Genomic DNA, 25198 nt, shown 5'->3' with positions numbered 1-25198 from the left:
CGCGGCGCGCCCCCGGGGCCGTACGACGACGGGACCCCGGCCCGCCGCGGGCCGGGGTCCCGCCCCACCGGTCAACCTGGTCAGTTGTCCGACACGGTGACCTTGTCGTCGTTCCTGAGCTGCTCGAAGAGCTGCTCGGCCTTCGGCTCGTCCAATACCTGTACCGAACCGAGCGTGGGGTCGTTGCCGCCGGAGAGGACCGGCAGGTTCATCGACTTGCCGTCGCCTCCCGAGACGCCCTTCATCGCCCAGAACATCTGGAGCACGTTGAACAGGCTCATGTCCTTGTCGACGATCAGCGAGTCCAGGCCGGCGCCCATGGTCGGGTAGAGCTTGAACGGATTGAAGATCGTCGTCATCTTCGCTGACTCGTCGGCCAGCTTGGACAGCAGCTTCTGCTGGTTCTTCGTCCGGTCCAGGTCGCCGCCCGGCAGCGCGTACCGGTTGCGGACGAAGGCCAGCGCCTCGGCGCCGTCCAGCTTCTGGCAGCCCTTCTCGAAGTCGGCGCCGGAGTTCTTGTCCTTGACCGCCTCGTCGAAGCACATCTCGACGCCGCCGAGTTCGTCGACGATGTTGGCGAAGCCGCCGAAGCCGATCTCGGCGTAGTGGTCGATGTGCAGGCCCGTGAGGTTCTCGACCGTGCGCACCAGCAGCCACGGGCCCTCGATGGTGTACGCGGTGTTGAGCTTCTGCTGCTGCTCCGGGATGCGGTTGCCGCTCTCCGAGCCGGTGAAGGCCGGTATGTCGACCTTCAGGTCGCGCGGGAGGCTGATCATCGTGTTCCCGTTCTCACCCTTGTGCAGGATCATCATCGAGTCGGTGCGCTTGCCCTCGACCGAGCCGGTGTGCAGCTCGTCCTGCTGCTCCTTGGACAGGCCCTCGCGGCTGTCGGAGCCGACGATGAGGTAGTTCGTGCCGTCCTGGTCGCCCGGGCGGTCCTCGACCATGCTGAGGTCCACCTCGCGGCGCAGCTTGGAGTCCGCCCAGAAGTACGTGGCCACGGGCACGACGATGAGGATGACGAGCGCGAAGATCAGGCCGATCCTGACCCGCTTGCGCCAGTCCGGCGGCGGCTTGCCGTAGCCGGCCTGCCGGCCGCCGTCGTCGCCGTACGGGCCGGAGGGGTCGCCGCCGCCGCTGCGGTAGACCTGCCCCTGGTTGTAACCGTCGTCGTACGGACCGTGGCCGTCGTCGTAGCCCCGGGATCGCTGCGGCGGCACCCCGCCGCCCACGACGGGCATGACGCGGTGGGGCTCCGGATCCGAGGCGCGGCTGCCGCGCCCGTACCGGTCCCGGCTGTCTGCGGTCCATCCCTCGGGCCAGTCACTCATGCGGGAAGTGTGCCCTGCCCGGTGGGCCGACCTGAAGGGGGGTTCTGAATCGGGCCGGGCTTGTAGCGGTTCTGATGCAAAGCAGCGGGCCGCATACAGTGACACACATGAACGATCAGGCACGCCCGGCGGCGGGCGAGGCGAAGCCGACCCCGGCCTCCCGCACCTCGTTGTCGCACATCATGACGGCGAACGACGTGAACCTCCTCGGCACCGTGCACGGCGGCGTGATCATGAAGCTGGTCGACGACGTGGCGGGCGCGGTCGCGGGGCGGCACTCCGGCGGGCCCGCGGTGACGGCGTCGATGGACGAGATGGTGTTCCTGGAGCCGGTGCGGATCGGGGATCTGGTGCACGTCCTGGCGCAGGTCAACTGGACGGGGCGGACCTCGATGGAGGTCGGGGTGCGGGTGCTGGCGGAGCGGTGGAACGAGTCGACGCCGGCGAAGCACGTCGCGAGCGCGTACCTGGTCTTCGCGGCGGTCGACGACCAGGGGCGCCCGCGGCCGGTCCCGCCCGTCGTCCCGGAGACGGAGCGCGACGAGCGGCGCTGCCAGGAGGCCCAGATCCGGCGCACCCACCGGCTCGCCCGCCGGCGCGCGATCAAGAACCTGCGCGAGCGGCGCGAGACCCCCTGAGGGCGGGGCGGACCCGGCCCGGCTCGGCGCCGCGAGTGCCGGGCGCCGCGGGCGGCGTCACGTACAGAGCACCTCGTCGCCCGTGACCGCCGACCAGACGTCCGCGCCGTCCAGGATCGGGTCCGCGGGCCGTACCCGGTGGACCCGCTCGTGGTCCGCACCCAGCGTGACCGTCATGAGCGGGCCGTGGCCGCGGACCGGGCTCAGCTTCGCGTGCGGGAGGGCCGCGGCCAGGGAGCGGGCGGAGCGGTCCCACTCCGGGTCATAGGTGATGACCGTGCGGTCCGCCGGCGCCGCCGTCGTGGGCGCGCCGGTCGTGGCGAAGCCGGTGCGGGCCAGCGTCCGGTCCACCCGGCCGCCGAGGCCGGTCTCCGCCGTGCCGTTCGCCACCTGCACCCGGATCCGCTCCGGCGGGACCTCCACCGGCGTCGGCCCGCCCTTCCCCTTCCCTTTGCCGGTCCCTTTGCCCTTCCGGCCCTCCGGACCCCCGCCGCGCGCCTTGAGGGGCCGGTCCTCGCGCAGTCTGTCGAAGAGCCGCCGCGCCCGCTCCTCGTCCCACCTGACCGTCGCGCCGAGCCCCGGCACCCGGTGGTCCATGTCCGCCACCGGCACCGTCGCGAACTCCGACGATCCCGGCGAGAACCCGTGCAGCGCCTTGCCCAGCGCGAACACCGCGCCCGTGTCCAGCGACGCGTCCGTACGCACCGAGCCCAGGAGCGTCGAGCCGACCTCGCGGAAGCGCAGCGGGTTCATCAGGCCGCTGGTGCCGGTGAGCTTGTCGATGACGGCCGCCAGGAAGCGCTGCTGGCGCTTCATGCGGCCCATGTCGGACGCGCCGTCCAGATGCCGGGCGCGTACGTACGCCAGCGCCTCACCGCCGTCGAGGCTGCTGGTGCCGGCGGGCAGGTCGAGACCGGAGTACTTGTCGCGCAGCGGGCGCTGCGTGCACACCTGCACGCCCCCGACCACGTCCACGGTCTTCATGAACGCCGCGAAGTCGATCTCCACGTAGTGGTCGATGTGCACCCCGGACAGCTTCTCCACGGCGCGTACGGTCAGCGGCGGGCCGCCGTGCGTGTACGCCGCGTTGACCTTCGCCGGGTGCGCGGTGCGCCGCTCGCCGAGCGCGCGGTTGGTGTGCGGCGGCAGCTCGACGTAGCTGTCGCGCGGGATGCTGACGACGCTCGCGCGGTCGCGGTCCTTCGACAGGTGGACGAGCATCAGCGCGTCCGTGCAGTTGCACGGATCCCCGCCGAGGTGGTGTTCGCGCCGCTCCGCCGCGCTCACGCTGTCGCGCCGGTCGACGCCGGCGACGAGGAAGTTGAGCCCGTGGCCCTCCCGGGGGCGGTCGGAGATGCCCCTGAAGGCGTCGACCCGGTGGATGCCGGAGCCGATGGAGCTGAGCATGAAGTACCCGGCCCCGCCGGTGGCCAGCAGCAGGAGGGACAGCACGGTGGCGATCCGCAGACCCCAGCGCGGGCGCTTCACGGACGGGGCTGGCACGGTGGACGGACCTCCGACGGGGCTCGGGTGCGGGCGGTCGGCCGGTGCGTACGGGTGCGTACACGCGCGTCCGTGCCCGGGTGGCGGTCGGTGCCCGCGGGGCAGGCGGTGGCACGGGCACGATCCGACCACGGTAGGGACACGGGCGCCGTCCTTCCCCGCACACGCCGTCCGTACGCGCGACGCCACCCTGCGGGCACGCCCCGATCCCCCGTTCGCGGTAACCTGTGCCGCGCTATGAACGACTCTGCGACGAAGCCCCCCGCGGTCTCCGTGATCATGCCGGTGCTCAACGAGGAGCGGCACCTCCGCGAGGCGGTGCGGCACATCCTGGAGCAGGACTACGCAGGCGACCTGGAGGTCGTCATCGCCCTCGGCCCGTCCACGGACGGCACCGACGCCATCGCCGCCGAGCTGGTCCGCGAGACCGCGGACAGCGCGCGCTGCCGCGTGCAGACGGTGCCGAACCCCACGGGCCGTACGCCCGCCGGGCTCAACGCCGCCATCGGGGCCAGCTCGCACCCGGTCGTCGTCCGCGTCGACGGCCACGGCATGCTCTCCCCCGGCTACATCTCCACCGCCGTCCGGCTGCTGGCTGAGACCGGCGCGCAGAACGTCGGCGGCATCATGCACGCCGAGGGCGAGACGAGCTGGGAGCAGGCCGTCGCCGCGGCGATGACCGCGCGCATCGGGGTGGGCAACGCCGCGTTCCACACCGGCGGCGAGGCGGGCCCCGCGGACACCGTCTACCTCGGCGTCTTCCGCCGGGAGGCGCTGGAGCAGCAGGGCGGGTACAACGAGGAGTTCATCCGCGCGCAGGACTGGGAGCTGAACTTCCGGATCCGCTCGGCCGGCGGCGGGGTCTGGTTCTCGCCGGAGCTGAAGGTCTCGTACCGGCCGCGGCCGAACCTGCGGGCGCTGGCCAGGCAGTACAAGGACTACGGCCGCTGGCGCCGCGTCGTCGCCCGCTACCACAAGGGCTCGATCAACCCGCGCTACCTCGCGCCGCCCGCCGCCCTCGCGGGGATCGTCGCGGGGGTGCTGGTGACCCCGCTGACGCCGCTGGGGCTGTTGGTCCCGCTCGCGTACGTGCTGGGGATAGCGGCCGGCTCGGTGCCCGCGGGGCGCGGGCTGCCGGTACGCGCGCGGCTGCAGATCCCGGTGGCGCTGGCGACGATGCACATGTCGTGGGGCTGGGGGTTCCTCACCAGCCCGCGGTCGCTGGCGCAGAGGGTGATCGCCAGCCGCCGCCCGGCGGTCCCGGCCGGCTGACCCGCCGGCCCGCCCACCGCCGTACCGCCGGCTGCTTCAGGGCCCCGCCCGCGCACGCGGACGGGGCCCGCGGGTCACCAGGTGTAGGACGGGTTGATGTCCATGCACGCCTTCTTGTCGCTGCCCGCCAGCGGGTTGGCGCTCTCCGGGGCCTTCTCGGGACCCGTCTCCTCGCCCTCGTCCCCGCCCTCGGTCGCGGGGTAGGCGTCGCCCTCGCGCCAGTCGGCGCCGACGACCAGCGTCACCCCGTCGACGCCGACGGACTGCTTCACCGCCCGGTCGGGCAGCCCGATCGACTTGGCCACCGCCAGGGCGTTCGCGTGCTGCTCCTCGGTCGCGTACGAGACGGTCGTGTCCGCCTGCGACTTGGGGGTGGCGTCGGTGGCGGCCTGCGTGAAGCCGTCGTCGACGAGCACCTGGGCGATGTCGGCGGCCCGGCCGGTGACCGGGGCGTACATGGTGGTGCCGGTGCCGTTCTGCACGAGGACGGGGATGTCCGCCTTCGGCTCCGCCTGGGCGACGAGGTCGTCGGGCTTCTTCTTCTTGGGCTTGTCCTTGCCGTCGAAGGCGACGTCGTTGCGGATCATGGACCAGATCTGCGGCGCGTCCTCCTCGTTGGGTACGACGTGCGCGGCGTTCTGCGGGTCCGGCACCCACGGCATCGTGGTCATGGTGATGCGCTCGGCGGGCACCCTCTTGATGTCGTTGCCGAGGTCGTACAGCTTCTTCAGCGAGCCCAGGCCCTCGTCGACGGTGAGCGCGTTGGTCGCCGCCTCGGCGAGGGCGCGCAGCTTGCCGGGGTCGGAGAGCTTGGCGCCCTCCTTGAGCTGGCGGGCCATCGCGTTCATGTACTGGTGCTGCGCGTGGGTGCGGCCGATGTCGCTGCCGTCCTCGAAGCCGTGCCGGGTCCGCAGCCACTGCAGTGCCTGCTCGCCCTTGATGGTCGTCTCGCCCTCCTCCAGGCGCAGCCCGGAGTCCTCGTCGTAGACGTTGTCGCGGACGCAGACGGGGACGCCGCCGACCGCGTCGGCCATGCTCACCACGCCGGCGAAGTCGATCATCATGAAGTGGTCGATGGAGACGCCGGTCATGGCCTCCCAGGCGGCGACGGTGCAGCCGGGACCGCCGTGCTGGAGGCTGGTGTTGATGGTCTCGGTGGTGGTCTCGGGGTAGACGGTGCCGTCGTCGGGGTCGGTGCACTCGGGGATCGTCACCCGGGTGTCGCGCGGGACGCTGACGACGGACATGTTGCTGCGGTCCGCGGAGACGTGGAGCAGCATCTGCACGTCGGCGAGCGGCTTGCGGCCGCGGTCGGCGCGGGCGCCGCCGAGGCGGACGTTCTCGTCGGAGTTCCGGCTGTCGGACCCGAGGAGGAGGATGTCGAGCGGGGTCTGGCCGTCGGCGTTGGGCTGCTTCTCGTCGAGCTTGTTCTTGCCGAGGTTGAGCGGGTCCTTCTCCAGGTTGTTGTTCAGCTCGCGGTAGTAGAGATAGCCGGCGGCCGCGGTGCCGAGTATGAGGAAGGCGACGATGCCGAAGAACCAGCGGGCGATGCGCAGTCCGCGTCGGGGGCGCGGCGGCGGGCCGCCGTCGCCGGGGCCGTCCCCGTAGCCCCCGGGGCGGGCGCCGGGGGGCGGGCCGTCGTGGTGCGGGCCGTGGTGCGAGTCGTCGTCGGGGTGACGCGCGTAGCCCCGCTGCCGGGGCACACCCGGCGCGTCCGCGTCTTCGTAGAGAGTGTCGTCCCAGCCGAGCTCGCGGGCTCTGTCGGGACGACCGTGCGCTCCGCTACCGCGGACATTGCTGCGGCGCATGGGGCCTCCTGGTCGATGGCGTACGTGCGGTGTCCAGTCCGCACGTACGCCTCACTTCGCACAGACGTTCTTGTCGTCGGCCTTGACGTTCTGCACCCCGTCCGGAGCCTTGTCCGGCGCCTCGACCGGGGTGCCCGGCGCGGCGAAGTCCTCACCGAGCGTGAGCGTCATGGTCCCTTCGGCCCCTGCGTTCTCCCCCGTCTTCTTCATGGCCTTCTTCGGCAGTCCCATCATGTCGGCGAGCCGCGCGGCCTGATCGGCCTGGTCAGGGCCGTACTCAAGCCGGGTCTCCGGCTGCAGGTCCGGGGTGTTGCCCGCCTCGGCGGCGTAGCCCGCGCCCTCCTCCAGCAGCCACGAGGCGGTGGCCGACGCCATGCCGGACTCCCCACCGCCGTTGACGACCTCGACCCTCACCTCCTCGGGCTCCGCCTTCTTCACCGGTTCGTCCTTCTTGTCCTTCTTCGCCCCGTCGAACGGCTTGTCCGCCTCCAGCAGTTTGAAGAGCGGCTTGGCTTTGGCCTCGTCCATTACGACGGTTGCCTGGTCCTCAGGGTTGTCCAGAACCGGCAAGGTGGCGAAAGTAATCTCGTCCTGCGGCACCTTCTTGAGGTCGTTGGCCAGGTCCATGAGCTTCTTGGCACTGCCGATGCCGGAGTCGACCGTGAGCGCCTTGGTGGCCGCGTCGGCCAGGTCGAAGAGCTTCTTCGGGTTGCTGAGCGAGCCGCCGGACTTCATCTTGCGGATGAGCGAGCTGAGGAACTGCTGCTGCAGTTCGATCCGGCTCAGGTCGCTGCCGAAGCCGACCGAGTAGCGGGTGCGGACGAAGGCGAGCGCCTCCTCGCCCTCGATGGTGTGCCGGCCGGCCGGCAGGTTCAGCTTCGACTTGGGGTCGTCGATGTCCTCGGCGAGGCACACCTCGACGCCGCCGACCGCGCTGGACAGGTCCTTGACGGCGTTGAAGTCCGCGAGGATGAAGTGGTTCACGTCGAGACCGGTCAGCTTCTCGACGGTCTTCCAGGTGCAGCCGGGGTCACGGCCGTACTGCCCGAGGCTTTCGTTGAACTTCGTCCCGTACGTGCCCGGGATGGTCTTCCAGCTCCCGTCCTCCTGCTTGGTCTTGCAGTCGGGTATGTCCGTGATCATGTCGCGCGGGATGCTCAGCGCGGTGGCGTTGGTGCGGTCCTCGGAGACGTGGAACAGCAGGGTGGTGTCGGCGTGGCCGGGGCTGTTCATGTCGCCGTAGCTGGTGTTGCCCTTGCCGGTGCGCTTGTCCGTGCCCATCACGAGGATGTTGACGGGGCCGTCGATGACCGCCGCGTGGTCCTCGCCGGCGACGTCGACCTTGTCGATGTTGCCGTTGAGCTTGCGGTAGATGAGGAACGCGGCGGTGCCGACGGCGAAGAGCACGAGCGCGAGGCCGCCGGCGATCCAGATCAGCGCCTTCTTCTTGCGGCTCTTGCGCGGCTTGGGACGGCGGCGGCTGCGCGGCCCTTCGGAGCCGGACCCCGGGCCCGTTCCGGCGCCGCCGCCCGCGCCGCCGGAGCCGCCCCCCGCGCCGCGGCGCCGCTGGGACGGCAGGCGGGGCTCGTGGGGGCGTTCGGGGGCTTCGGCATGCGAGGGCTGGTGCCCGCCGGGCGGGGCCTGCGCCTGGCCGGGGTGGGGGTGGCCCGGTGGGGGCTGCGCGTGCTGGGGATGCTGGGCTTGGGGATGCGGGCCTTGAGGATGCGGGGCTTGGGGATGCGGGGGCTGCGGATGCTGCGGGCCCGGGGGCCCGCCGTGCGGGGGCTGCCCGTTCTGTTGCGGAATGTACTGCTGCGGCGCCTGGGGCGGGCCGTCGCCGTAGCCCTGCGGGGCGTGACCGTGCGGACCCGGTGCGTGTTGGCCGTGGGGCTGGGGGCCCTGTCTGCCCGGGATCTGCGGGTCGAGACGCAGTTCGTAGCTGCCTGTCTCGGGATTGAACACCCACTGATCGGCGGGGTCGACCTCGCCGGCGTGTCCACGGCCTCGCCCATCCACGGTCGCTTGGGTCCCTCACATCGCTCGGTCAGCGCCTCCCCCGGCCGGCGCCCGGTCTTTCTCCATACACTCGACGACCGCCTGTCAGGCGGCCGGTCGGCTCACACTAGCCGCCTCTTTCGGCGACTGGCGACGCCCGTGACAAATTCCACGCACTCGTAACAGGACATCCCGCGCATCCACTCCATACACCGTGCCCCCCTTGTGCGCGTTGATCCGCTCTATCGGCAGATGTCATCCGCGGGGGTTGTGCCCTCGAAGGCGGGCGGTGCGTCGGGGTCCCGCTTCTGCTTCGCTTTCCTGCCCTCCGAGACGAAGCGCACGACGCTGTCGGCGCGCAGCGCCCCGAACAGCCTGCCCGCCGCCGGCTGCACCAGTTCGTCGCGGTTGGAGTCGAGGTGGTACGGGCGGCGCGGCACGGTCAGGAAGTGCACGCGCTCCTGCGGCACCTCGCGCACGAGGCGTACGAGGTCGTACAGCTCGGCGAGCGACGACAACTCCTCGTTGGCGGTGAGCGCGGAGGTCACCGCGTCCAGCAGCGGGGCGAGGCGCAGCGGGTTGAACAGCACGCCGTTGCTCTGCACCTTGTTGACGAGCGAGGCCATGAACTCCTGCTGCCGCCGCATGCGTTGGGTGTCGCTGCCGCCGTCGAGGGACTTGCGCGCCCGTACGTAGCCCAGAGCCTCCTCTCCGTCGAGCACCTGGCGGCCCGCGGGCAGCCGCAGCTTGGCCGATTCGTCGCGCATCGGCGCGGGCAGGCACATCTCCACGCCGTCGACGGCGTCCACGACCTTCGTGAAGCCCTGGAAGTCGACGATGACGTGGTGGTCCACGCGCACCCCGACGAGCTTCTCCACCACGCGGATCGTGCACGCGGCGCCGCCGTAGGCGAAGCTGAAGTTGAACTGGTTGACCTGCTTGCCGCTCTTCCCGCCGCCGGGGCGGCGGCAGTCGGGGATCTCGACCATGAGGTCGCGCGGGATGCTCAGGGCGGTGACGCTGTCGCGGTCGCCGGCGAGGTGCAGGAGCACGGCGGTGTCGGAGCGTTCGACGCCGGTGTCGCGGCCGTAGCGGTCGGTGCCGGCGCGGGAGTCGGAGCCGATGAGGAGGACGTTGGTGGCCCCGCCGGCGGCGGGCGCGGGGCGGTCCTCCTCGTAGCGCTGCAGCTCGCGGGCGGTGGCGGAGTCGACGGTGATGTTGCTGTCGAAGCGCTGGTAGAAGTACCAGCCGACGCCGGAGAGGGCGAGGACGAGGACGGCCAGGGCGAGGCCGACGCGGCGGGCGAGGACGCGGCGGCGGGTGCGGGGGCGGCGTGCCCGGCCGGGGCGGCGGGCCCGTCCGGGGTCGCCCGGTTCGGGGGAAGCGCCCTCCCACGGGCCGGTCTCGTCTGCGCCCATCGCTCACACTCACTCGGCCGGTGTCCACCTGGTGCAGACGGCCGAGCACCCCCCGGGGTCGTACGGCCCGCCGCATTCGGTCTATCGCATCACGAATGAGGCGTTACGCCCGATAACTTCGCTCGCGCGCGTCGCTCGGGGGCGGTGCCGGGAGTCGGGTCGGTGGGGCGGTGGGGGCGTGTTACGCGACGCGCTCGTCGGCCCTGCGCTTCTCCTGCTGCTCGGGCGAGAGCCGGTCCAGGTACGGGCAGAGCACCACCGCGGCGCCGGCGGCCAGGGGCGCGTACAGCCCCGCGGAGAGCCCTTCCCACGAGTCGTACCCGAGCGTCGACAGCGTGCGGGAGCCCGGCGCCAGCGCGCGCGACTCCGCGTCCGCGCGGGCGCGTAGGACCAGCTCGGCGGCGGTGAACTCCGCGCCCGCGACGTCGAGCGCCGGCGCGTTCGGGTCGACGGGCGCGTACGGCTGGAAGCGGTCGCCCTGGCCGGGCACCTCCGCCGCGTAGTCGAGGAAGCCGTCCGGCGCCTGCGGGAAGCGGGCGCCGAGCGGGCGCAGGCTGAGCGCGATCCGCTCGCCGGTGCAGGCGCGGGCCTGCGCCAGCGCGTCGGGGCCGCTGACGACGAGGTCGGCGGCGGCCGGGTCGGGGTCGGCGGGCACGGCGGTGACGCCGGTCGCGGCGCAGGCCAGCAACCAGACGGCGGTCTGCCAGTGGGCGGGCAGGAGCAGCGCGAGGCGGTCGCCGGGCTCGGCGCCGAGGTCGCCCTGGAGGAGGTTGGCGGTCTTGGCCACCCAGTTGGCGAAGGTGGCGACGGACAGTTCGACGCGCTCGCCGGTGGTGTCGTCGTAGTACGTGACCAGGGGGCGGGCCGGGTCGCCTGCGAGGGCGGCGTCGAGCAGGGCGGCGGGGGTGGCGGCGGTGGGGTTCATCGCCGCCAGGTTACGCCGTCGCGTTACTCCGTCCGGCAGGGGCAAATGGACAGCGGTGGGCGACATAGCCAGGATGCGTCATATGTACCCATTTTCTTCTTCGATCATCGCCATATCCGCCGCCGCCCTGCTCGCCCCGCTGACGCCGTTCGCGGTGGCGTCCGTGATCCCTCAGGCCCAGCGGGCCGAGGGGGCCGAGCGGGCGGACGGCCGCACGCAGTCCCTGCCGCTCGCGCCGCTCGACGGGTCCTCGCGCGGCCCCGGGGCCGGCGCAGTGGGCCTGTCGAAGCCGGACGTCGCACCGTTCACGATGGTCGGTGTCGTCTGGAAGGAGCCGGGGGCGGAGCTGCACGCGCGCGTGCAGGTACGGACCAGGTCGGCGGAGTCCGGCCGGTGGTCCGGCTGGCAGAGCCTCGACGCACACGGCGCGGACGCCCCCGATCCGGGGTCCGGGGCTGGGTCAGGGTCCGGGTCCGGCGAGGGCGGCTCGGCGGCCCGGCGCGGGGGCACGGCGCCGCTGTGGGTGGGCGACTCGACGGGGATCGAGGTCCGCGTCAAACCCCCACAGACGCGGACGGCGGGCGCGGCGGAGTTGCCGCGGGGACTGACCGCGGAGCTGATCGACCCGGGCGGGGACGGGGCGGGACCACCCGGGGCGAGGGCGACCGGTACCGCGGCCGCCGGCCGGATCACCGCGCAGACCAAGGCCGCGTCGGAAGCGGATGCCGCCCGGCTCGACCCCGCGCCGCCCGCCGCCGCCCGGCCGTTCGTCGGCCCGCGGCCGGAGATCGTCACGCGCAAGGGGTGGGGCGCGGACGAGAGCCGTCGGGAGCAGGCGCACAGGTACACGAAGACCGTGGACGTCGCCTTCGTCCACCACTCGGCGACGGGCAACAACTACCGCTGCGGCGAGGCCGCGAGCCTGATCCGCGGCATCTACCGCTACCACACCGCAAGCCTGGGATGGGCCGACCTCGGCTACAACTTCCTGGTCGACAAGTGCGGCCGCATCTACGAGGGCCGGGCCGGCGGCGTCACGCGCGCGGTCCTGGGGGCGCACACGCTCGGCTTCAACCACAACAGCATGGGCGTCGCCGTCCTCGGCAGCTATGACACGGCGGCGCCGTCCAAGTCCTCGGTCAACGCCGTCTCGCGGCTGACGGCGTGGAAGCTGGGCCTGTTCGGCAAGGACCCGGAGAGCACGGAGACGATGGTGTCGAGCGGCGGCAAGTACACCAGCGGGACGAAGGTCAGGCTGAACGTCATCTCGGGCCACCGGGACGGCTTCGCGACGGAGTGCCCGGGGGTGCGGCTGTACGACAGGCTGGGTGCGGCGAGGGCGAGTTCGGCGACGTACCAGGGCCGCCGCTGAGAGCGCACCGGCGGTAGGCCCGGTCGGCCCGTACGGGGCGGCCGGCCGGGCCAGGGCGGGGCGGCCGACAGGGCCCGGGCGGGGCGGCCGACCGCCGCCGTACCGGGACCGGGACCGGACGGGGGGCAACTCCCGGCCGGCGCCGCGGCCGTCGGCGGCGGAGGCTAGAGTCGTGCGTCATGCCCGCCGCCCCCGACCACCGCGTCCGCACCCGGACCTGGGCACCCCCGGGCCCGTACGACCTGTGGCGCACCCTGGGCGTGCTGCGGCGCGGCCCCGGCGACCCGGCGTACCGCGTCGCGGACGGCGCGATCTGGCGGGCCAGCCGCACCCCCGCGGGCCCCGGCACGCTGCGCGTCACCCCCGCGGGCGGCGCGGTCGCCGCCGAGGCGTGGGGCCCGGGCGCGGAGTGGCTGCTGGACGGCCTGCCGGCGCTGCTGGGCGCGGAGGACGACCCGGAGCCCTTCACCCCGCGCCACCGGGTCGTCCACGAGGCCCGCCGCCGCCACCCGGGCCTGCGCCTGATCCGCACCGGTCTGGTGCTGGAGTCGCTGATCCCGTCGGTGCTGGAACAGAAGGTCACCACGGACGAGGCGTACCGCTCCTGGCGTCTGCTGCTGTACCGCTACGGCGCTCCCGCTCCCGGCCCGGCGGGGACGGAGCTGCGGATGCGGGTGATGCCGGACGCGCACGGCTGGGCGATGATCCCGTCCTGGGAGTGGCACCGCGCGGGCGTCGACGGCAAGCGCGCGGCGGCGATCGTACGAGCCGTCCGCCGCGCCCGCGCCCTCCAGGCGGCGGCGGGCATGGACCTCGAAGCCGCCACCCGCCGCCTCACGGCCATCCCCGGCATCGGCCCCTGGACGGCGGCCGAGACCCTCCAGCGCGTCAACGGCGCCGCCGACGCCGTCACGGTCGGCGACCTGCACCTGCCCCGCATCGTGGGCTACACCCTGCTCCGCGAACGCGACGCGGACGACGCCCGCATGCTGGAGCTCCTCGCCCCCTACGCGCCCGGGGCCCAACGCCACCGCGCCACGCGCTACATCTGCCTCCTGGGCCGCATGCCCCCACGCCGCAAACCCAAGGCCGCCATCCCCGACATAGCCCGCCTCTGACCCCCGGCCCCCGGCCCCCGGCCCCCGGCCCCCGGCCCCCGGCCCCCGCAACGTACCGGCGGGGGGCGGGCGTCCGTGGACGTCAGGGCAGGTTGCGGGCCATGACGATGCGCTGGACCTGGTTCGTGCCCTCGTAGATCTGGGTGATCTTGGCGTCGCGCATCATGCGCTCCACCGGGTAGTCGCGCGTGTAGCCGTAGCCGCCCAGGAGCTGGACCGCGTCCGTCGTCGCCTCCATCGCCGTGTCGGAGGCGAAGCACTTCGCCGCCGCGCCCTGGAAGGTGAGATCCGCGTCGCCGCCGCCGGCGGCGACCCGCTCGGACTTCGCCGCGGCGGCGTACGTCAACTGGCGGGCGGCCTCGATCTTCATGGCCATGTCGGCGAGCATGAACTGCACGCCCTGGAAGTCCGCGACCGGCTTGCCGAACTGTTTGCGTTCGCGGACGTAGCCCTTCGCGTAGTCGAGGGCGCCCTGCGCGATGCCCAGCGCCTGGGCGGCGATGGTGATGCGGGTGTGGTCGAGGGTCTTCATCGCGGTGGCGAAGCCGGTTCCTTCGGCGCCGATCATGCGATCCGCGGGGATGCGGACGTTGTCGAGGTAGACCTCGCGGGTGGGGGAGCCCTTGATGCCGAGCTTCTTCTCCGGGGCGCCGAAGGAGACGCCCTCGTCGGACTTCTCGACGACGAAGGCGGAGATGCCCTTGGAGCGCTTCTCCGGGTCGGTGACGGCCATCACGGTGTAGTACTCGGAGACGCCCGCGTTGGTGATCCAGCGCTTGACGCCGTTGAGGACGTAGGAGTCGCCGTCCCGTACGGCGCGGGTCTTCATGCCGGCGGCGTCGGAGCCGGCCTCGGGCTCGGAGAGGCAGTACGAGAACATCGCCTCGCCGCGCGCCAGCGGCGTCAGGTACTTCGCCTTCAGCTCCTCCGAGGCGGAGAGCATGAGGGGCAGCGAGCCCAGCTTGTTGACGGCCGGGATGAGGGAGGACGAGGCGCAGACGCGGGCGATCTCCTCGATGACGATGACCGTCGCCAGCGCGTCCGCGCCCGCGCCGCCGTACGCCTCGGGGACGTGGACGGCGTGCAGGTCGTTGGTGACGAGCGCGTCGAGTGCCTCCTGCGGGAAGCGCGCCTCCTCGTCCACCTCGGCCGCGAACGGCTCGATCTTCGCCTCGGCGAGCGAGCGTACGGCGTCGCGGAGCATGTCGTGCTCCTCGGCCGGGCGGTACAGGTCGAATTCGGGCGCTCCAGCCAAGGCTCTCTCCACTCCCGCGCATGCTAACTACCGTTAAGTAGTTCCGATGGTATGCCGTGCGCGGCGAGCGGACCTACGTGACGTTGGCGACAGGGGCCGCGGCGGGCTCAGGGTGCCGTGCCGCCCAGGCGGTCGGTCGGGTACTTCTCCACGTACCGCGCCATGGTGTCGTTGCGCATGGCCTCCCACAAGGGGTCGCCCGCCTTGTCGTCCAGCAGCACCACCGACTGGCCGTCGATCATGTCGAGCCCCGCGACCGGCGCGTTCATGAACACCAGGTCGTCGGAGCGCACGCCCTTCATGTCCCACATGAGGTCGCGCATCGCGCCGTCCGAGAAGCGGTCGTCGACGCTGACGGTGGCGGTCACCGCGTCCAGCAGGCGTTTGACCTTGAGCGGGTTGGAGAAGTTGTCCGCGGACATCGTCTCGGTGATGACCGCGCGCAGGAAGTTCTGCTGCCGCTGGGTGCGGTCGAGGTCGCCGCGGGGCAGGCCGTGGCGTTCGCGTACGTAGTCGAGGGCGGTCTGGCCGTCCATGTGGTGGGTGCCGGCGGTCCACTCGCGGCCGCCGTTGCGGCGCGGGGTGGTCTCGTCGATGGTGATGTCCACGCCGCCCACGGCGTCGGTGAGCCGCTTGAAGCCGCTCCAGTCGACCACCGCGAGGTGGTCGATCCTGACCTTCGTCATCCGCTGCACGGTGTCGATGAGCAGCGGGGGGCCGCCGTGGGAGAAGGCGGCGTTGAGCTTGGCGTCGCCCAGGCCGGGGATGTTCACCCAGGAGTCGCGGGGCAGGGAGACGACGTAGCCGCCGTCGCGGCCCTCGGGGAGGTGGACGAGCATCATCGTGTCGCTGCGCTGCGCGCCCGGCTCCCAGGTGTGCTCGCCGGCGTCGTCGCCGGTGAGCGGCAGGTCGGAGCGGGCGTCGACGCCGATGAGCAGGTACGTTTCGCCGCCCTTGGACGGCGCCGGCCGGTGCTTCTCGGGGACCCCGGTGGGGAAGGCGTTCGGGATGCGGTCGACGCGGCCGGTGTAGTGCTCGTACGCCCACCAGAGGCCGGCTGCGGCCATGAGGACGCCCGTGACGAGCATGATCACGGCGCCGAGGAGCACCTTGCGGCCGCGGCTCCTACGGCGGCGGGGCGCGGCGTGCGCCGGTTCCCCGGCGGGGTCGTCGGGGCCGTCGGGTCCGTCGGGGCCGCCGGGGTCGTCCGGGCCTGCCGGATCGGCCGGAGCCGCCGCCGGGTCCGCCGTCCGGTCCGCACCGGCGGTCGCCCCGGAAGACCCGCCCTCGGCGCCCGGCGCGCCCGGCTCCTCCGGCCCGAACGCCGCGTCCACGTACGCCGCGTGCCCCGCCGTCGACGTGTCCGCGGCGTACGGCGCCTCCGGTTCGCGGGCGCGCGGCGTGCCGGGCTCGTCGGTTCCGCTGCCCGCTCCGTCCAGATGCTGCCTCGCCACGATCCCCACTCCCCTGCGATGCACGTTCATGAATCAGACTCCGTACCGGTGCCCAAGGTTGCCCGGGTGGCGTGTCATGGCCCGCCGCTATGCTCGGGACCATGACCTTGAAGATCACGGTGATCGGCACCGGCTACCTCGGTGCCACGCACGCCGCCGCCATGGCAGAGCTGGGCTTCGAGGTGCTCGGCCTCGACGTGGTCGAGGAGAAGGTCGAGCTGCTGTCCACGGGCAGGGTGCCGATGTACGAACCGGGCCTGGAGGACCTGCTGCGCAAGCACGTCGCCGGGGTCGAGGGCGCGTCGGGGCGGCTGCGCTTCACCACGGACTGGGACGAGCTGGCCGCGTTCGGCGACGTGCACTTCGTCTGCGTGAACACGCCGCAGAAGCACGGCGAGTACGGCTGCGACATGAGCTTCGTCGACGCCGCGATCGACACCCTCGCGCCGCGCCTCGACCGCCCCTGCCTGGTGGTCGGCAAGTCGACGGTGCCGGTGGGCTCCGCCGCCCGGCTGGCCCGCCGGCTGGCCGAGCTGGCACCCGCCGGGGAGCAGGCCGAGCTGGCCTGGAACCCGGAGTTCCTGCGCGAGGGCTTCGCCGTCGAGGACACCCTGCGCCCGGACCGCATCGTCGTCGGCGTGGCGAGCGACCGCGCGGAGAAGGTGCTGCGCGAGGTGTACGCGACACCGCTGGACTCCGGCACGCCGTTCGTGGTCGCGGACTACCCGACCGCCGAGCTGGTGAAGACCTCGGCCAACGCCTTCCTCGCCACGAAGATCTCGTTCATCAACGCCATGGCCGAGATCTGCGAGGCCGCGGGCGGCGACGTCGTCAAGCTGGCGGAAGCCATCGGCTACGACGAGCGGATCGGCCGGAAGTTCCTGCGCGCGGGTATCGGCTTCGGCGGCGGCTGCCTGCCCAAGGACATCCGCGCGTTCATGGCCCGCGCCGGCGAACTCGGCGTGGACCAGGCGCTGACGTTCCTCCGCGAGGTCGACTCGATCAACATGCGCCGCCGCGCGCACATGGTCGAACTCGCCCGCGACGCCTGCGACGGCTCCTTCCTGGGCCGCCGGATCGCCGTCCTGGGTGCCGCGTTCAAGCCCGACTCCGACGACGTACGCGACTCCCCGGCCCTGAACGTCGCCGGGCAGATCCACCTCCAGGGCGGCCAGGTCACCGTCTACGACCCCAAGGGGATGGCGAACGCCCGCAGCGTCTTCCCCACCCTGCGCTATGCCGAGTCGGCGGAAGAGGCGTTGCGCGGCGCCGACATAGTGCTGCACCTCACGGAGTGGCCGGAGTTCCGCGCCCTCGACCCCGGGCACCTGGCGACGGTCGTCACCCGGCCGCATCTGATCGACGGCCGGAACACGCTCGACCCGGCGCCCTGGCGCGCCGCGGGCTGGACGTTCCGCGCCATGGGCCGCCCGGCCGCGTAGCCCGCGAGGAGGCGCCGGGCCGGGGACCCGAGTCGAAGACCGCATGGCAAAGCCCCCCGTTCCGCCGGAAACGGGGGGCTGCGCCGTACGGGGGACCCTCAGACCGTGACGCCGTTGTCGCGCAGGTACGCGACCGGGTCGATGTCGGAGCCGTAGTCCGGGCTGGTGCGCACCTCGAAGTGCAGGTGCGGCCCGGTGGAGTTGCCGGTGGAGCCGACCAGGCCGATCTGCTCGCCGGCGCCCACGGTCTGGCCCACGCTCACCGAGGCGGACGACAGGTGGGCGTACTGGCTGTAGTGGCCGTCGTCGTGCTGGATCACGACGGCGATGCCGTACGCGCCGCCGTCGGCGCCGTTGCCGGCCTTGACGACGGTGCCGGAGCTGACGGCCTTGACCGGGGTGCCGGTGCCGGCGGAGAAGTCGACACCGGTGTGGTAACCGCTGGACCAGGAGCCGCCCGCGGCCCGGTACGGGGTCGACACGGCGGCGTCGACCGGAGCGGAGAAGCCGCCCGCCGTAGCCTCCTCGGCGGACTCCTCCTGCTGCGGCGCCTCGTCCGCCGGCTCGTCCTGCTGCGCGGCGGACTGCTGGGCCGGAGGGTTCTCGGGCTCGTCGAGCGTGACCTCTTCGCCGCCGTCGAACTCGTACTCCTGGCCCGGGAAGATCAGGTCCGGGTCGTCGCCGATGACGTCCTTGTTGCCCTCGTAGATCGACTGCCAGCCGCCCGCGATGCCGTGCTTGCGAGCAATATCCCACAGGGTGTCGCCGGAGACGACGGTGTAGTTGCCGGCCTTCTCGTACTTCTTCTCCGGCGCCTGCTCCTGCTTCGGAGCCTCGTCCTTCGCGGCCTGCTCGGACTCGGTCTGCGCCGCGGGCGCGCTCTCCTGCTCGGCCTCCTCGCCACCGCCGGTGGAGAGGTCGGGGGCGGGGCCGCCCTGGGTGAGGCCGGCCTGGCCGGAGCAGACCGGCCAGGCGCCGGGGCCCTGCGAGGCGAGGACCTTCTCGGCGATCTCGATCTGCTGCTCCTTGGTGGCCTGGTCGGCGCGCGGCGCGTACTGGGTGCCGCCGTAGCCCTCCCAGGTGCTCTGCACGAACTGCAGACCGCCGTAGAAGCCGTTACCGGTGCTGATGCTCCAGTCGCCGCCGCTCTCGCACTGGGCCACGCGGTCCCAGGTGTCGACGGAGGCGGCCTGGGCGTTGCCGCCGGCGATGAGCGGAAGGGCGACGCCGGCGCCGCCGGCGGCGATGACGAGGGCCCTGCTGCCCCGGGCTATCCGGCCCAGGCGACGGTGACGTCCGCGTGCGGACATGGCCATGCTCCTCTCCGACGCCTGCGAGGTGAGCTGTCGGGTTCGAGCTGGAGATGCCCGGCCATGCGGAGCATGGCTTCACCCCAAGCCGTCCCGCGCTGGCGCACGGTGCGGCACTTACCTGGGTCCCCCGCTCCTGCCGTGAAAGCTGAAGTGCCTGCCCGTCGCCGCCGACAGGATTCGGCGTTACGGCGACGAGGTACCCGCTTCGGTGGCGCGAGCACGGCGAGCACCGTAAACACACCGCCGAAAACAGAACAAGCCGTGAGGCATCGTCACGGCCGTACCCCACGTCACACCGGAATCATCCCGTCCGCCTCCGCCTCACGCGCCACCGCTCAATTACCCCTCGACGGTGGAGACTTGTCGAAACCAGAGGAGTCGGACACATTGCCTCATGACATGAGAATTCTGTGAGTGACATATGTCACTTCAGCCACTTGAGGACTCCCGCGGCCCATCGAGCTGCTCGATGGTCGCGACCGACGGGCCCCGCCGCGCGGCCACTTCGCGGGCCGCGTCCTCGGCGTCGCGCAGCACCCGCAGCGCGTTACCCCACACCAGCCTGGCCAGGTCTTCCTCCGACCACCGGCGGTCCAGCAACTCGGCGACGAGGTGCGGATAGCCGGCCACGTCGGCGAGGTCCTCGGGGGTGAACGGCGTACCGTCGAAGTCGCCGCCGATACCGATATGTTCGATTCCTGCCACTTCACGCATATGATCCAGGTGGTCCGCCACGGTCGCCGCCGTCGCCTGCGGGCGCGGGTGCGCCTCCTCGAACGCCCGGCGCACGCGGACCGCTTCGTCGTCCGCGCCGAACGGGTCCAGGCCGCGGGCGCTCATGTGCTCGTCCACCTCCGCGGTCCACGCCACGGCGGCGGGCAGGACGAACTTCGGCACGAACGTGGCCATCGCGAGCCCGCCGTTGGCCGGGAGCATTTCCAGCACATCATTAGGAATGTTGCGCGGGTGGTCACACAGGGCACGCGCGGACGAATGGGAGAAAACGACCGGCGCCTCGGTGACGCGCAGCGCGGCGCGCATGGTGGCGGGGGCCACGTGGGAGAGGTCGACGAGCATGCCGATCCGGTTCATCTCGCGCACCACCTCCTCGCCGAAGGCGGTGAGCCCGCCGTGCCGCGGCTCGTCGGTGGCGGAGTCGGCCCAGTCGGTGTTGTCGTTGTGCGTGAGCGTCATATAGCGCACGCCGAGCAGGCGCAGGGCGCGCAGGGTGGCGAGCGAGTTGGCGATGGAGTGCCCGCCCTCGGCCCCCATCAGCGAGGCGATCCGCCCGTCGGCCCGGGCCGCCTCCACCTCGTCGGCGGTCACCGCGAGCCGCAGGTCACCGGGGTAGCGGTCCACGAGCTGCCGCACCACGTCGATCTGCTCCAGACACGCGCTGACGGCGGCGTCCCCGGCCAGGTCGGTGCTCACGTACACCGACCAGAACTGCGCCCCCACCCCGCCGGCCCGCAGCCGCGGGATGTCGGTGTGCAGCCGGGCGCTCTGGTCGACGGCGATGTCGCGCCGGTCGATGTCGTACGTCACCTGCTCGCGCAGGGCCCAGGGAAGGTCGTTGTGCCCGTCGACGACGGGGTGTGCACGCAGCACGTCGCGCGCACGCGCGAGCAGTTCGCCGGTCATGGGTCGTCCTCCCTGCGCGGATAGCCGGTCAGGAGGCCACGCTATCCGCGCGCACCGACACTCCCGCGCCCAGGTCGGACCCCTGGTCTCCACGAATGGACCCCTGGCGCCGGCAAACCGGTCAGGAACCGGCCGGCTGCCCGGACACGACGGCCGCGAGGAAGTTGCTCCAGGCGGTGGGCGTGAAGACGAGAACCGCTCCGCCCGATCCGGCGGGTCAGCCGTCCCGGGTCGTCTTGCGGCGGAGGCGGGAGCCCTTCTCCTGGGCCTGGGCGTTGAGCTGTTCCTGGAACGTCGCCATCCGGCCGCGCAGGTCCTCGTCGGAGGTGGCCAGGATGCGGGCGGCCAGCAGGCCCGCGTTGCGGGCGCCGGCCACGGAGACCGCGGCGACCGGGACGCCCGCGGGCATCTGGACGATGGACAGCAGGGAGTCCATGCCGTCGAGGTACTTCAGGGGGACCGGGACGCCGATGACCGGCAGGGGGGTGACGGAGGCGAGCATGCCCGGGAGGTGGGCGGCGCCGCCGGCGCCGGCGATGAGGGTGCGCAGGCCGCGGGCGGCGGCCTGTTCGCCGTAGGCGATCATCTCGCGCGGCATCCGGTGCGCGGAGACGACGTCGACCTCGTACGGGACCTCGAACTCGGCGAGGGCCTGCGCCGCCGCCTCCATGACCGGCCAGTCGGAGTCGGAGCCCATGACGATGCCGACCAGCGGGCCGTTCCCCGCGCTCATACGGTACTCATTCCGTGATCGTCCCCCGCAGGTAGCCGGCGGCGTGGCGGGCGCGTTCGCGCACCTCGTCCAGGTCGTCGCCGTAGGTGTTGACGTGGCCGACCTTCCGGCCGGGCTTCACGTCCTTGCCGTACATGTGGATCTTCAGCCCCGGGTCCCGGGCCATGCAGTGCAGGTACGCCTGGTACATGTCGGGGTAGTCGCCGCCGAGGACGTTCGCCATCACCGTCCAGGGCGCGCGCGGGCGCGGGTCGCCCAGCGGCAGGTCGAGCACGGCGCGTACGTGGTTGGCGAACTGCGAGGTGACGGCGCCGTCCTGGGTCCAGTGGCCGGAGTTGTGCGGGCGCATGGCCAGCTCGTTGACGAGGATCCGGGGCTCACCGCCGGGGCCGGCCGCCTCGAACAGCTCCACCGCCAGGTGGCCCACGACGTCCAGCTCCATCGCGATCCGCAGGGCGAGCTGCTGCGTACGCACCGCGACGTCGGGCGCCAGCCCGGGCGCCGGAGCGATGACCGTGTCGCAGACGCCGCCGACCTGGATGGACTCCACCACCGGGTACGCGACCGCCTGGCCGCTGGGCGAGCGGACGACGTTCGCGGCCAGCTCGCGGCGGAAGTCGACCAGCTCCTCGGCCAGCACGGGGACACCCGCCCGGAACGGCTCCGCGGCGTCCTCCTCCGTGCGCACGACCCACACGCCCTTGCCGTCGTACCCGCCGCGCACCGTCTTCAGCACGACCGGGAAGCCGTCCCCCTCGCGCGCGAAGCGCGCCACGTCCGCCGGGTCGGCCACGATCCGGTGCCGCGGGCAGGGGATGCCCAGCTCCGTCAGGCGGGCCCGCATCGCGCCCTTGTCCTGCGCGTACACCAGCGCGTCCGGGCCGGGCCTGACCACGACGCCCTCGGCCTGGAGGGCACGCAGATGCCCGGTCGGCACGTGTTCGTGGTCGAAGGTGATCACGTCGCAGCCGCGGGCGAACGCCCGCAGCGTGTCCAGATCGCCGTGGTCGCCGACGACCGTGTCGCCCGCCACCAGGGCCGCCGAGTCCGTGGTGGTGCCGCTGAGGAGCTTGAACCTGATGCCGAGGGGGATGCCTGCCTCGTGGGTCATCCGGGCGAGCTGTCCCCCGCCGATCATGCCGACTACCGGGAATGTCACGCACCCCAGGGTATCGGCCGGGGTGACCGGACCCACTCCCTCCGTCGGCGGGCCCGGTTAGCATGAGGGATCCGGCGTGCCGGAGAAGGCCGGGACCGAGGCCAGGACCAAGGCCGGGACCAGGGGAACGAAACCGACCATCGGAGTCTGAGAATCTCTATGAGTGCACGGCACCCCGCGGTATCGCGGCTACGCCGCCTGAGCCGCGAGGTGGCCGAGTTCGCCGCGGTGGGGGGCGTCGGCGTCCTGGTCAACCTGGCGGTCTTCAACCTCGTGCGGAACGCCACGGAGCTGCCCGTGGTCCGCTGCAGCATGATCGCGACGGCGGTCGCGATCGTCTTCAACTACATAGGCTTCCGGTATTTCACGTACCGCGACCGGGACAAGACCCGGCCGCCGCGAGAGTTCAGCCTGTTCCTGGTCTTCAGCTCCGCGGGACTCGTCATCGAGAACGGCGTGCTGTACGTGGCCACGTACGGGTTCGACTGGGACACCCCGCTGCAGAACAACCTCTTCAAGTTCCTCGGCATCGGGGTCGCGTCGCTGTTCCGCTTCTGGTCGTACCGGAGCTGGGTGTTCCGCGTGGTGCCGACGGCCGAGCCCGTCGCGGCGGGCGAGGCCGGTGAGCCGGGCGACATAGCCGTGGCCGGCGAGGTGCGGATCCCCGGCAGCCGGCGGGAGCCGGGAGAGCCGGGGGAACCCGAGGCGCAGGAAGAGGCGGTCGGGGCCCGGCGGTAGGACCTCCGTCCCGTACGAGCCCTCCCCCGCGCCCCGCGGGCCCGCCGCGCGCCGCGTACGCCCCGTGTGCCCCGCTCCCCTCAGTGGTGTTCGTGCTCCCGCGCGAGGAAGAGCGCGAACGTCGTCGGCTCCTGCTGCTGCACCAGCTCCAGCCGCCCCCCGTCCGCCTCCGCCAGGTCGCGCGCGACCGCGAGCCCCAGCCCCGTCGAGTTGCGCCCGCTGACCGTGCGCTCGAAGACCCGGGAGCCGAGGTCCGCGGGCACGCCCGGGCCCTCGTCCGTGACCTCCGCCACCACCTGGTTGCCCGTGACCCGGGTGCGCAGCGCGACGGTCCCGGCGCCGTGCATCAGCGCGTTCTCGATCAGCGTCGCCAGCACCTGCGCCACCGCCCCCGGCGTGCCCACCGCGCGCAGGTCCTTCCTGCCGGAGCGGACGATCGCCCGCCCCTCGCCGCGGTACGCCGGCCGCCACTCCTCGATCTGCTGCTTCACGACCTCGTCCAGGTCGAAGCCCATGCCCGCGCCGGTCTTGGGGTCCCGGGACTTGGTCAGCAGCCGCTGCACCACGTCCGTCAGCCGCTCCACCTGGGTGAGCGCGACCGCCGCCTCCTCCTTGACCGTGGCCGGGTCGTCGGTGAGCGCGATCTCCTCCAGCCGCATGGACAGCGCGGTCAGCGGCGTACGGAGCTGGTGCGAGGCGTCCGCGGCCAGCCGCCGCTCGGCGGTGAGCATGCGCGCGATCCGTTCGGCGCTGGCGTCCAGCACGTCGGCGACGCGGTCCAGTTCGGGGACGCCGTAGCGGCGGTGGCGGGTGCGCTGGTCGCCGGAGCCGAGGCGCTCGGCGGTCTCGGCGAGGTCGGTGAGCGGCGCGGTGAGGCGGCTGGCCTGGCGCATGGCGAGCAGCACTGCGGCGCCCACGGCGAGCAGTGCCACGGCGAAGATGATCAGCAGGGTCTGGCCCAGCTCGTCGTTGACCCGGTCGCGGGCCTCCATCACCGTGACCCGCTCGCCCCCGCTGCCCGTCTCGGTGACCTCGATGACCGACCCGTCGGGCCGCTCCCCGATCTTCAGCGGCGGCCTGCCCGGCAGTTCGACCTCCGCGTACCGCCCGTCGGTGACCTGCCCGGCGAGCGCCCGGCGGGTCACCCGCACATCGTCGGCGATCTTGCCTTCCACGACGCTGAACAGCCGCACGGCCTCGGACTGCACCCGGTCGTGCGCCGCCGCCTCGATGGTGCGGGTCTCAACGATGACGAGCGAGACGCCGAAGACCGCGATGACGACGAGCACCACCGCCAGGGTGCTGTTGATGAGGCGTCTGCGCATGGCTGCGGGGGGCCGCGGGCGGCCGGCCTAGCTCTTCTCGAAGCGGAAGCCCACCCCGCGGACGGTCGCGATGTAGCGGGGGTTGGCGGCGTCGTCGCCGAGCTTCTTGCGCAGCCAGGAGATGTGCATGTCGAGCGTCTTCGTGGACGACCACCAGGTGGTGTCCCACACCTCGCGCATCAACTGCTCGCGCGTGACCACCCGGCCCGCGTCGCGGACCAGCACCCGCAGCAGGTCGAACTCCTTCGCCGTGAGCTGCAGCTCCTCGTCGCCGAGCCAGGCGCGGTGCGAGTCGGTGTCGATGCGTACGCCGTGGGTGGCCGGCGGCTGCGACTCGGTCGCGCCGCGGCGCAGCAGGGCGCGGACCCGGGCGAGCAGCTCGGCGAGGCGGAAGGGCTTGGTGACGTAGTCGTCGGCGCCCGCGTCGAGGCCGACGACGGTGTCCACCTCGTCGGCGCGGGCGGTGAGCACCAGCACGGGGAAGCCGTGCCCGTCGGCGCGCAGCCGCCGGCACACCTCCAGGCCGTCGATGCCCGGCAGGCCCAGGTCGAGGACGAGGAGGTCCACGCCGCCGCGGAGCCCGGCACTGAGCGCCGTGGGGCCGTCCTCTCGGACCTCCACCTCGTAGCCCTCCCGGCGCAGGGCGCGGGCCAGCGGTTCCGAGATGGCCGCGTCGTCCTCGGCCAGCAGTACTCGGGTCATGGTGCGATGGTAGACCTCCCGTCACCGAGAGTGGGCCGGTGCCGTCCGGTTCGCTC

General features: G+C 72.6%; 20 protein-coding genes and 1 riboswitch. Of the genes, 6 read left to right on the top strand and 14 right to left on the bottom strand.

Annotation, left to right across the window (positions count from 1 at the left end; translation table 11 throughout):
• Nucleotides 1-80: 80 nt before the first annotated feature.
• Entirely contained in the window at nucleotides 81-1241 is a 1161-nt protein-coding gene (locus O7599_RS25655; protein ID WP_281623508.1) for an LCP family protein, read from the bottom strand.
• Between the two features lie 197 nt (nucleotides 1242-1438).
• Here O7599_RS25655 and O7599_RS25650 point away from each other — a divergent pair, with 197 nt between their 5' ends.
• A complete protein-coding gene (locus O7599_RS25650; RefSeq protein WP_281617975.1) occupies nucleotides 1439-1969 on the top strand; it encodes an acyl-CoA thioesterase in 531 nt (176 codons plus the stop codon).
• A 57-nt stretch (nucleotides 1970-2026) separates the two neighbouring features.
• Here O7599_RS25650 and O7599_RS25645 read toward each other — a convergent pair whose 3' ends face one another.
• Nucleotides 2027-3472 (bottom strand): LCP family protein, encoded by a 1446-nt coding sequence (locus tag O7599_RS25645; protein ID WP_281617974.1) that lies wholly within the window; start codon nucleotides 3470-3472, stop codon nucleotides 2027-2029.
• Between the two features lie 237 nt (nucleotides 3473-3709).
• Between O7599_RS25645 and O7599_RS25640 the strand changes: the two genes are divergently transcribed.
• Nucleotides 3710-4744, top strand: coding sequence for a glycosyltransferase family 2 protein (locus O7599_RS25640; protein ID WP_281617973.1), 1035 nt, complete (start codon nucleotides 3710-3712; stop codon nucleotides 4742-4744).
• 74 nt (nucleotides 4745-4818) lie between these two features.
• Here the strand turns inward: O7599_RS25640 and O7599_RS25635 are convergent, their stop codons facing one another.
• From O7599_RS25635 to O7599_RS25620, 4 genes are all read right to left on the bottom strand, one after another.
• A complete protein-coding gene (locus O7599_RS25635) occupies nucleotides 4819-6552 on the bottom strand; it encodes an LCP family protein (protein WP_281617972.1) in 1734 nt (577 codons plus the stop codon).
• A gap of 51 nt (nucleotides 6553-6603) precedes the next feature.
• Nucleotides 6604-8568 carry an LCP family protein gene (locus O7599_RS25630; RefSeq protein WP_281617971.1) on the bottom strand — a complete coding sequence of 655 codons (1965 nt, stop codon included), beginning with the start codon at nucleotides 8566-8568 and terminating at the stop codon, nucleotides 6604-6606.
• A gap of 221 nt (nucleotides 8569-8789) precedes the next feature.
• Nucleotides 8790-9965 carry an LCP family protein gene (locus O7599_RS25625; RefSeq protein ID WP_281617970.1) on the bottom strand — a complete coding sequence of 392 codons (1176 nt, stop codon included), beginning with the start codon at nucleotides 9963-9965 and terminating at the stop codon, nucleotides 8790-8792.
• Nucleotides 9966-10146: 181 nt separating this feature from the next.
• Nucleotides 10147-10890, bottom strand: a complete 744-nt coding sequence (locus O7599_RS25620) for a TIGR03089 family protein (protein ID WP_281617969.1) — start codon at nucleotides 10888-10890, stop codon at nucleotides 10147-10149.
• Nucleotides 10891-10972: 82 nt separating this feature from the next.
• Between O7599_RS25620 and O7599_RS25615 the strand changes: the two genes are divergently transcribed.
• Nucleotides 10973-12262: a peptidoglycan recognition protein gene (locus tag O7599_RS25615; protein WP_281617968.1), complete on the top strand. Its 1290-nt coding sequence runs from the start codon at nucleotides 10973-10975 to the stop codon at nucleotides 12260-12262.
• A gap of 179 nt (nucleotides 12263-12441) precedes the next feature.
• Complete coding sequence (locus tag O7599_RS25610) at nucleotides 12442-13380, top strand: DNA-3-methyladenine glycosylase 2 family protein (protein ID WP_281617967.1); 939 nt, start codon at nucleotides 12442-12444, stop codon at nucleotides 13378-13380.
• An 82-nt stretch (nucleotides 13381-13462) separates the two neighbouring features.
• On the opposite strand, the gene O7599_RS25605 is transcribed toward O7599_RS25610, so the two are convergent.
• Together O7599_RS25605 and O7599_RS25600 are read right to left on the bottom strand one after the other, a co-directional pair.
• Nucleotides 13463-14635 (bottom strand): acyl-CoA dehydrogenase family protein, encoded by a 1173-nt coding sequence (locus O7599_RS25605; protein WP_281617966.1) that lies wholly within the window; start codon nucleotides 14633-14635, stop codon nucleotides 13463-13465.
• 107 nt (nucleotides 14636-14742) lie between these two features.
• The gene (locus tag O7599_RS25600) at nucleotides 14743-16089 is read right to left on the bottom strand and encodes an LCP family protein (RefSeq protein ID WP_281617965.1); all 1347 of its coding nucleotides are present in this window, start codon (nucleotides 16087-16089) and stop codon (nucleotides 14743-14745) included.
• Between the two features lie 101 nt (nucleotides 16090-16190).
• On the opposite strand from O7599_RS25600, the gene O7599_RS25595 reads away from it, so the two are divergent.
• A complete protein-coding gene (locus tag O7599_RS25595; protein ID WP_281617964.1) occupies nucleotides 16191-17531 on the top strand; it encodes a UDP-glucose/GDP-mannose dehydrogenase family protein in 1341 nt (446 codons plus the stop codon).
• 98 nt (nucleotides 17532-17629) lie between these two features.
• Here the strand turns inward: O7599_RS25595 and O7599_RS25590 are convergent, their stop codons facing one another.
• The 4 genes from O7599_RS25590 to O7599_RS25575 form a co-directional block, all read right to left on the bottom strand.
• Nucleotides 17630-18841 carry a transglycosylase family protein gene (locus O7599_RS25590; RefSeq protein WP_281617963.1) on the bottom strand — a complete coding sequence of 404 codons (1212 nt, stop codon included), beginning with the start codon at nucleotides 18839-18841 and terminating at the stop codon, nucleotides 17630-17632.
• A 3-nt stretch (nucleotides 18842-18844) separates the two neighbouring features.
• A riboswitch (cyclic di-AMP (ydaO/yuaA leader) is annotated at nucleotides 18845-19037 on the bottom strand.
• Nucleotides 19038-19273: 236 nt separating this feature from the next.
• Nucleotides 19274-20485 (bottom strand): dipeptidase, encoded by a 1212-nt coding sequence (locus O7599_RS25585; RefSeq protein WP_281617962.1) that lies wholly within the window; start codon nucleotides 20483-20485, stop codon nucleotides 19274-19276.
• A 217-nt stretch (nucleotides 20486-20702) separates the two neighbouring features.
• Nucleotides 20703-21218, bottom strand: coding sequence for a 5-(carboxyamino)imidazole ribonucleotide mutase (gene purE / locus O7599_RS25580; protein WP_281617961.1), 516 nt, complete (start codon nucleotides 21216-21218; stop codon nucleotides 20703-20705).
• Nucleotides 21219-21225: 7 nt separating this feature from the next.
• The gene (locus O7599_RS25575; protein WP_281617960.1) at nucleotides 21226-22377 is read right to left on the bottom strand and encodes a 5-(carboxyamino)imidazole ribonucleotide synthase; all 1152 of its coding nucleotides are present in this window, start codon (nucleotides 22375-22377) and stop codon (nucleotides 21226-21228) included.
• 159 nt (nucleotides 22378-22536) lie between these two features.
• Here O7599_RS25575 and O7599_RS25570 point away from each other — a divergent pair, with 159 nt between their 5' ends.
• A complete protein-coding gene (locus O7599_RS25570; protein ID WP_281617959.1) occupies nucleotides 22537-23115 on the top strand; it encodes a GtrA family protein in 579 nt (192 codons plus the stop codon).
• 80 nt (nucleotides 23116-23195) lie between these two features.
• Here the strand turns inward: O7599_RS25570 and O7599_RS25565 are convergent, their stop codons facing one another.
• Both O7599_RS25565 and O7599_RS25560 read right to left on the bottom strand, forming a co-directional pair.
• Nucleotides 23196-24440 (bottom strand): ATP-binding protein, encoded by a 1245-nt coding sequence (locus tag O7599_RS25565; protein WP_281617958.1) that lies wholly within the window; start codon nucleotides 24438-24440, stop codon nucleotides 23196-23198.
• A gap of 27 nt (nucleotides 24441-24467) precedes the next feature.
• On the bottom strand, nucleotides 24468-25142 hold the full coding sequence (locus O7599_RS25560; protein WP_281617957.1) for a response regulator transcription factor: 675 nt from the start codon (nucleotides 25140-25142) through the stop codon (nucleotides 24468-24470).
• Nucleotides 25143-25198: the final 56 nt, after the last annotated feature.

It is taken from the genome of Streptomyces sp. WMMC500 (genome assembly GCF_027497195.1).
Lineage (GTDB): Bacteria > Actinomycetota > Actinomycetes > Streptomycetales > Streptomycetaceae > Streptomyces.
This window is presented reverse-complemented; position numbering and strand designations above follow the sequence as displayed.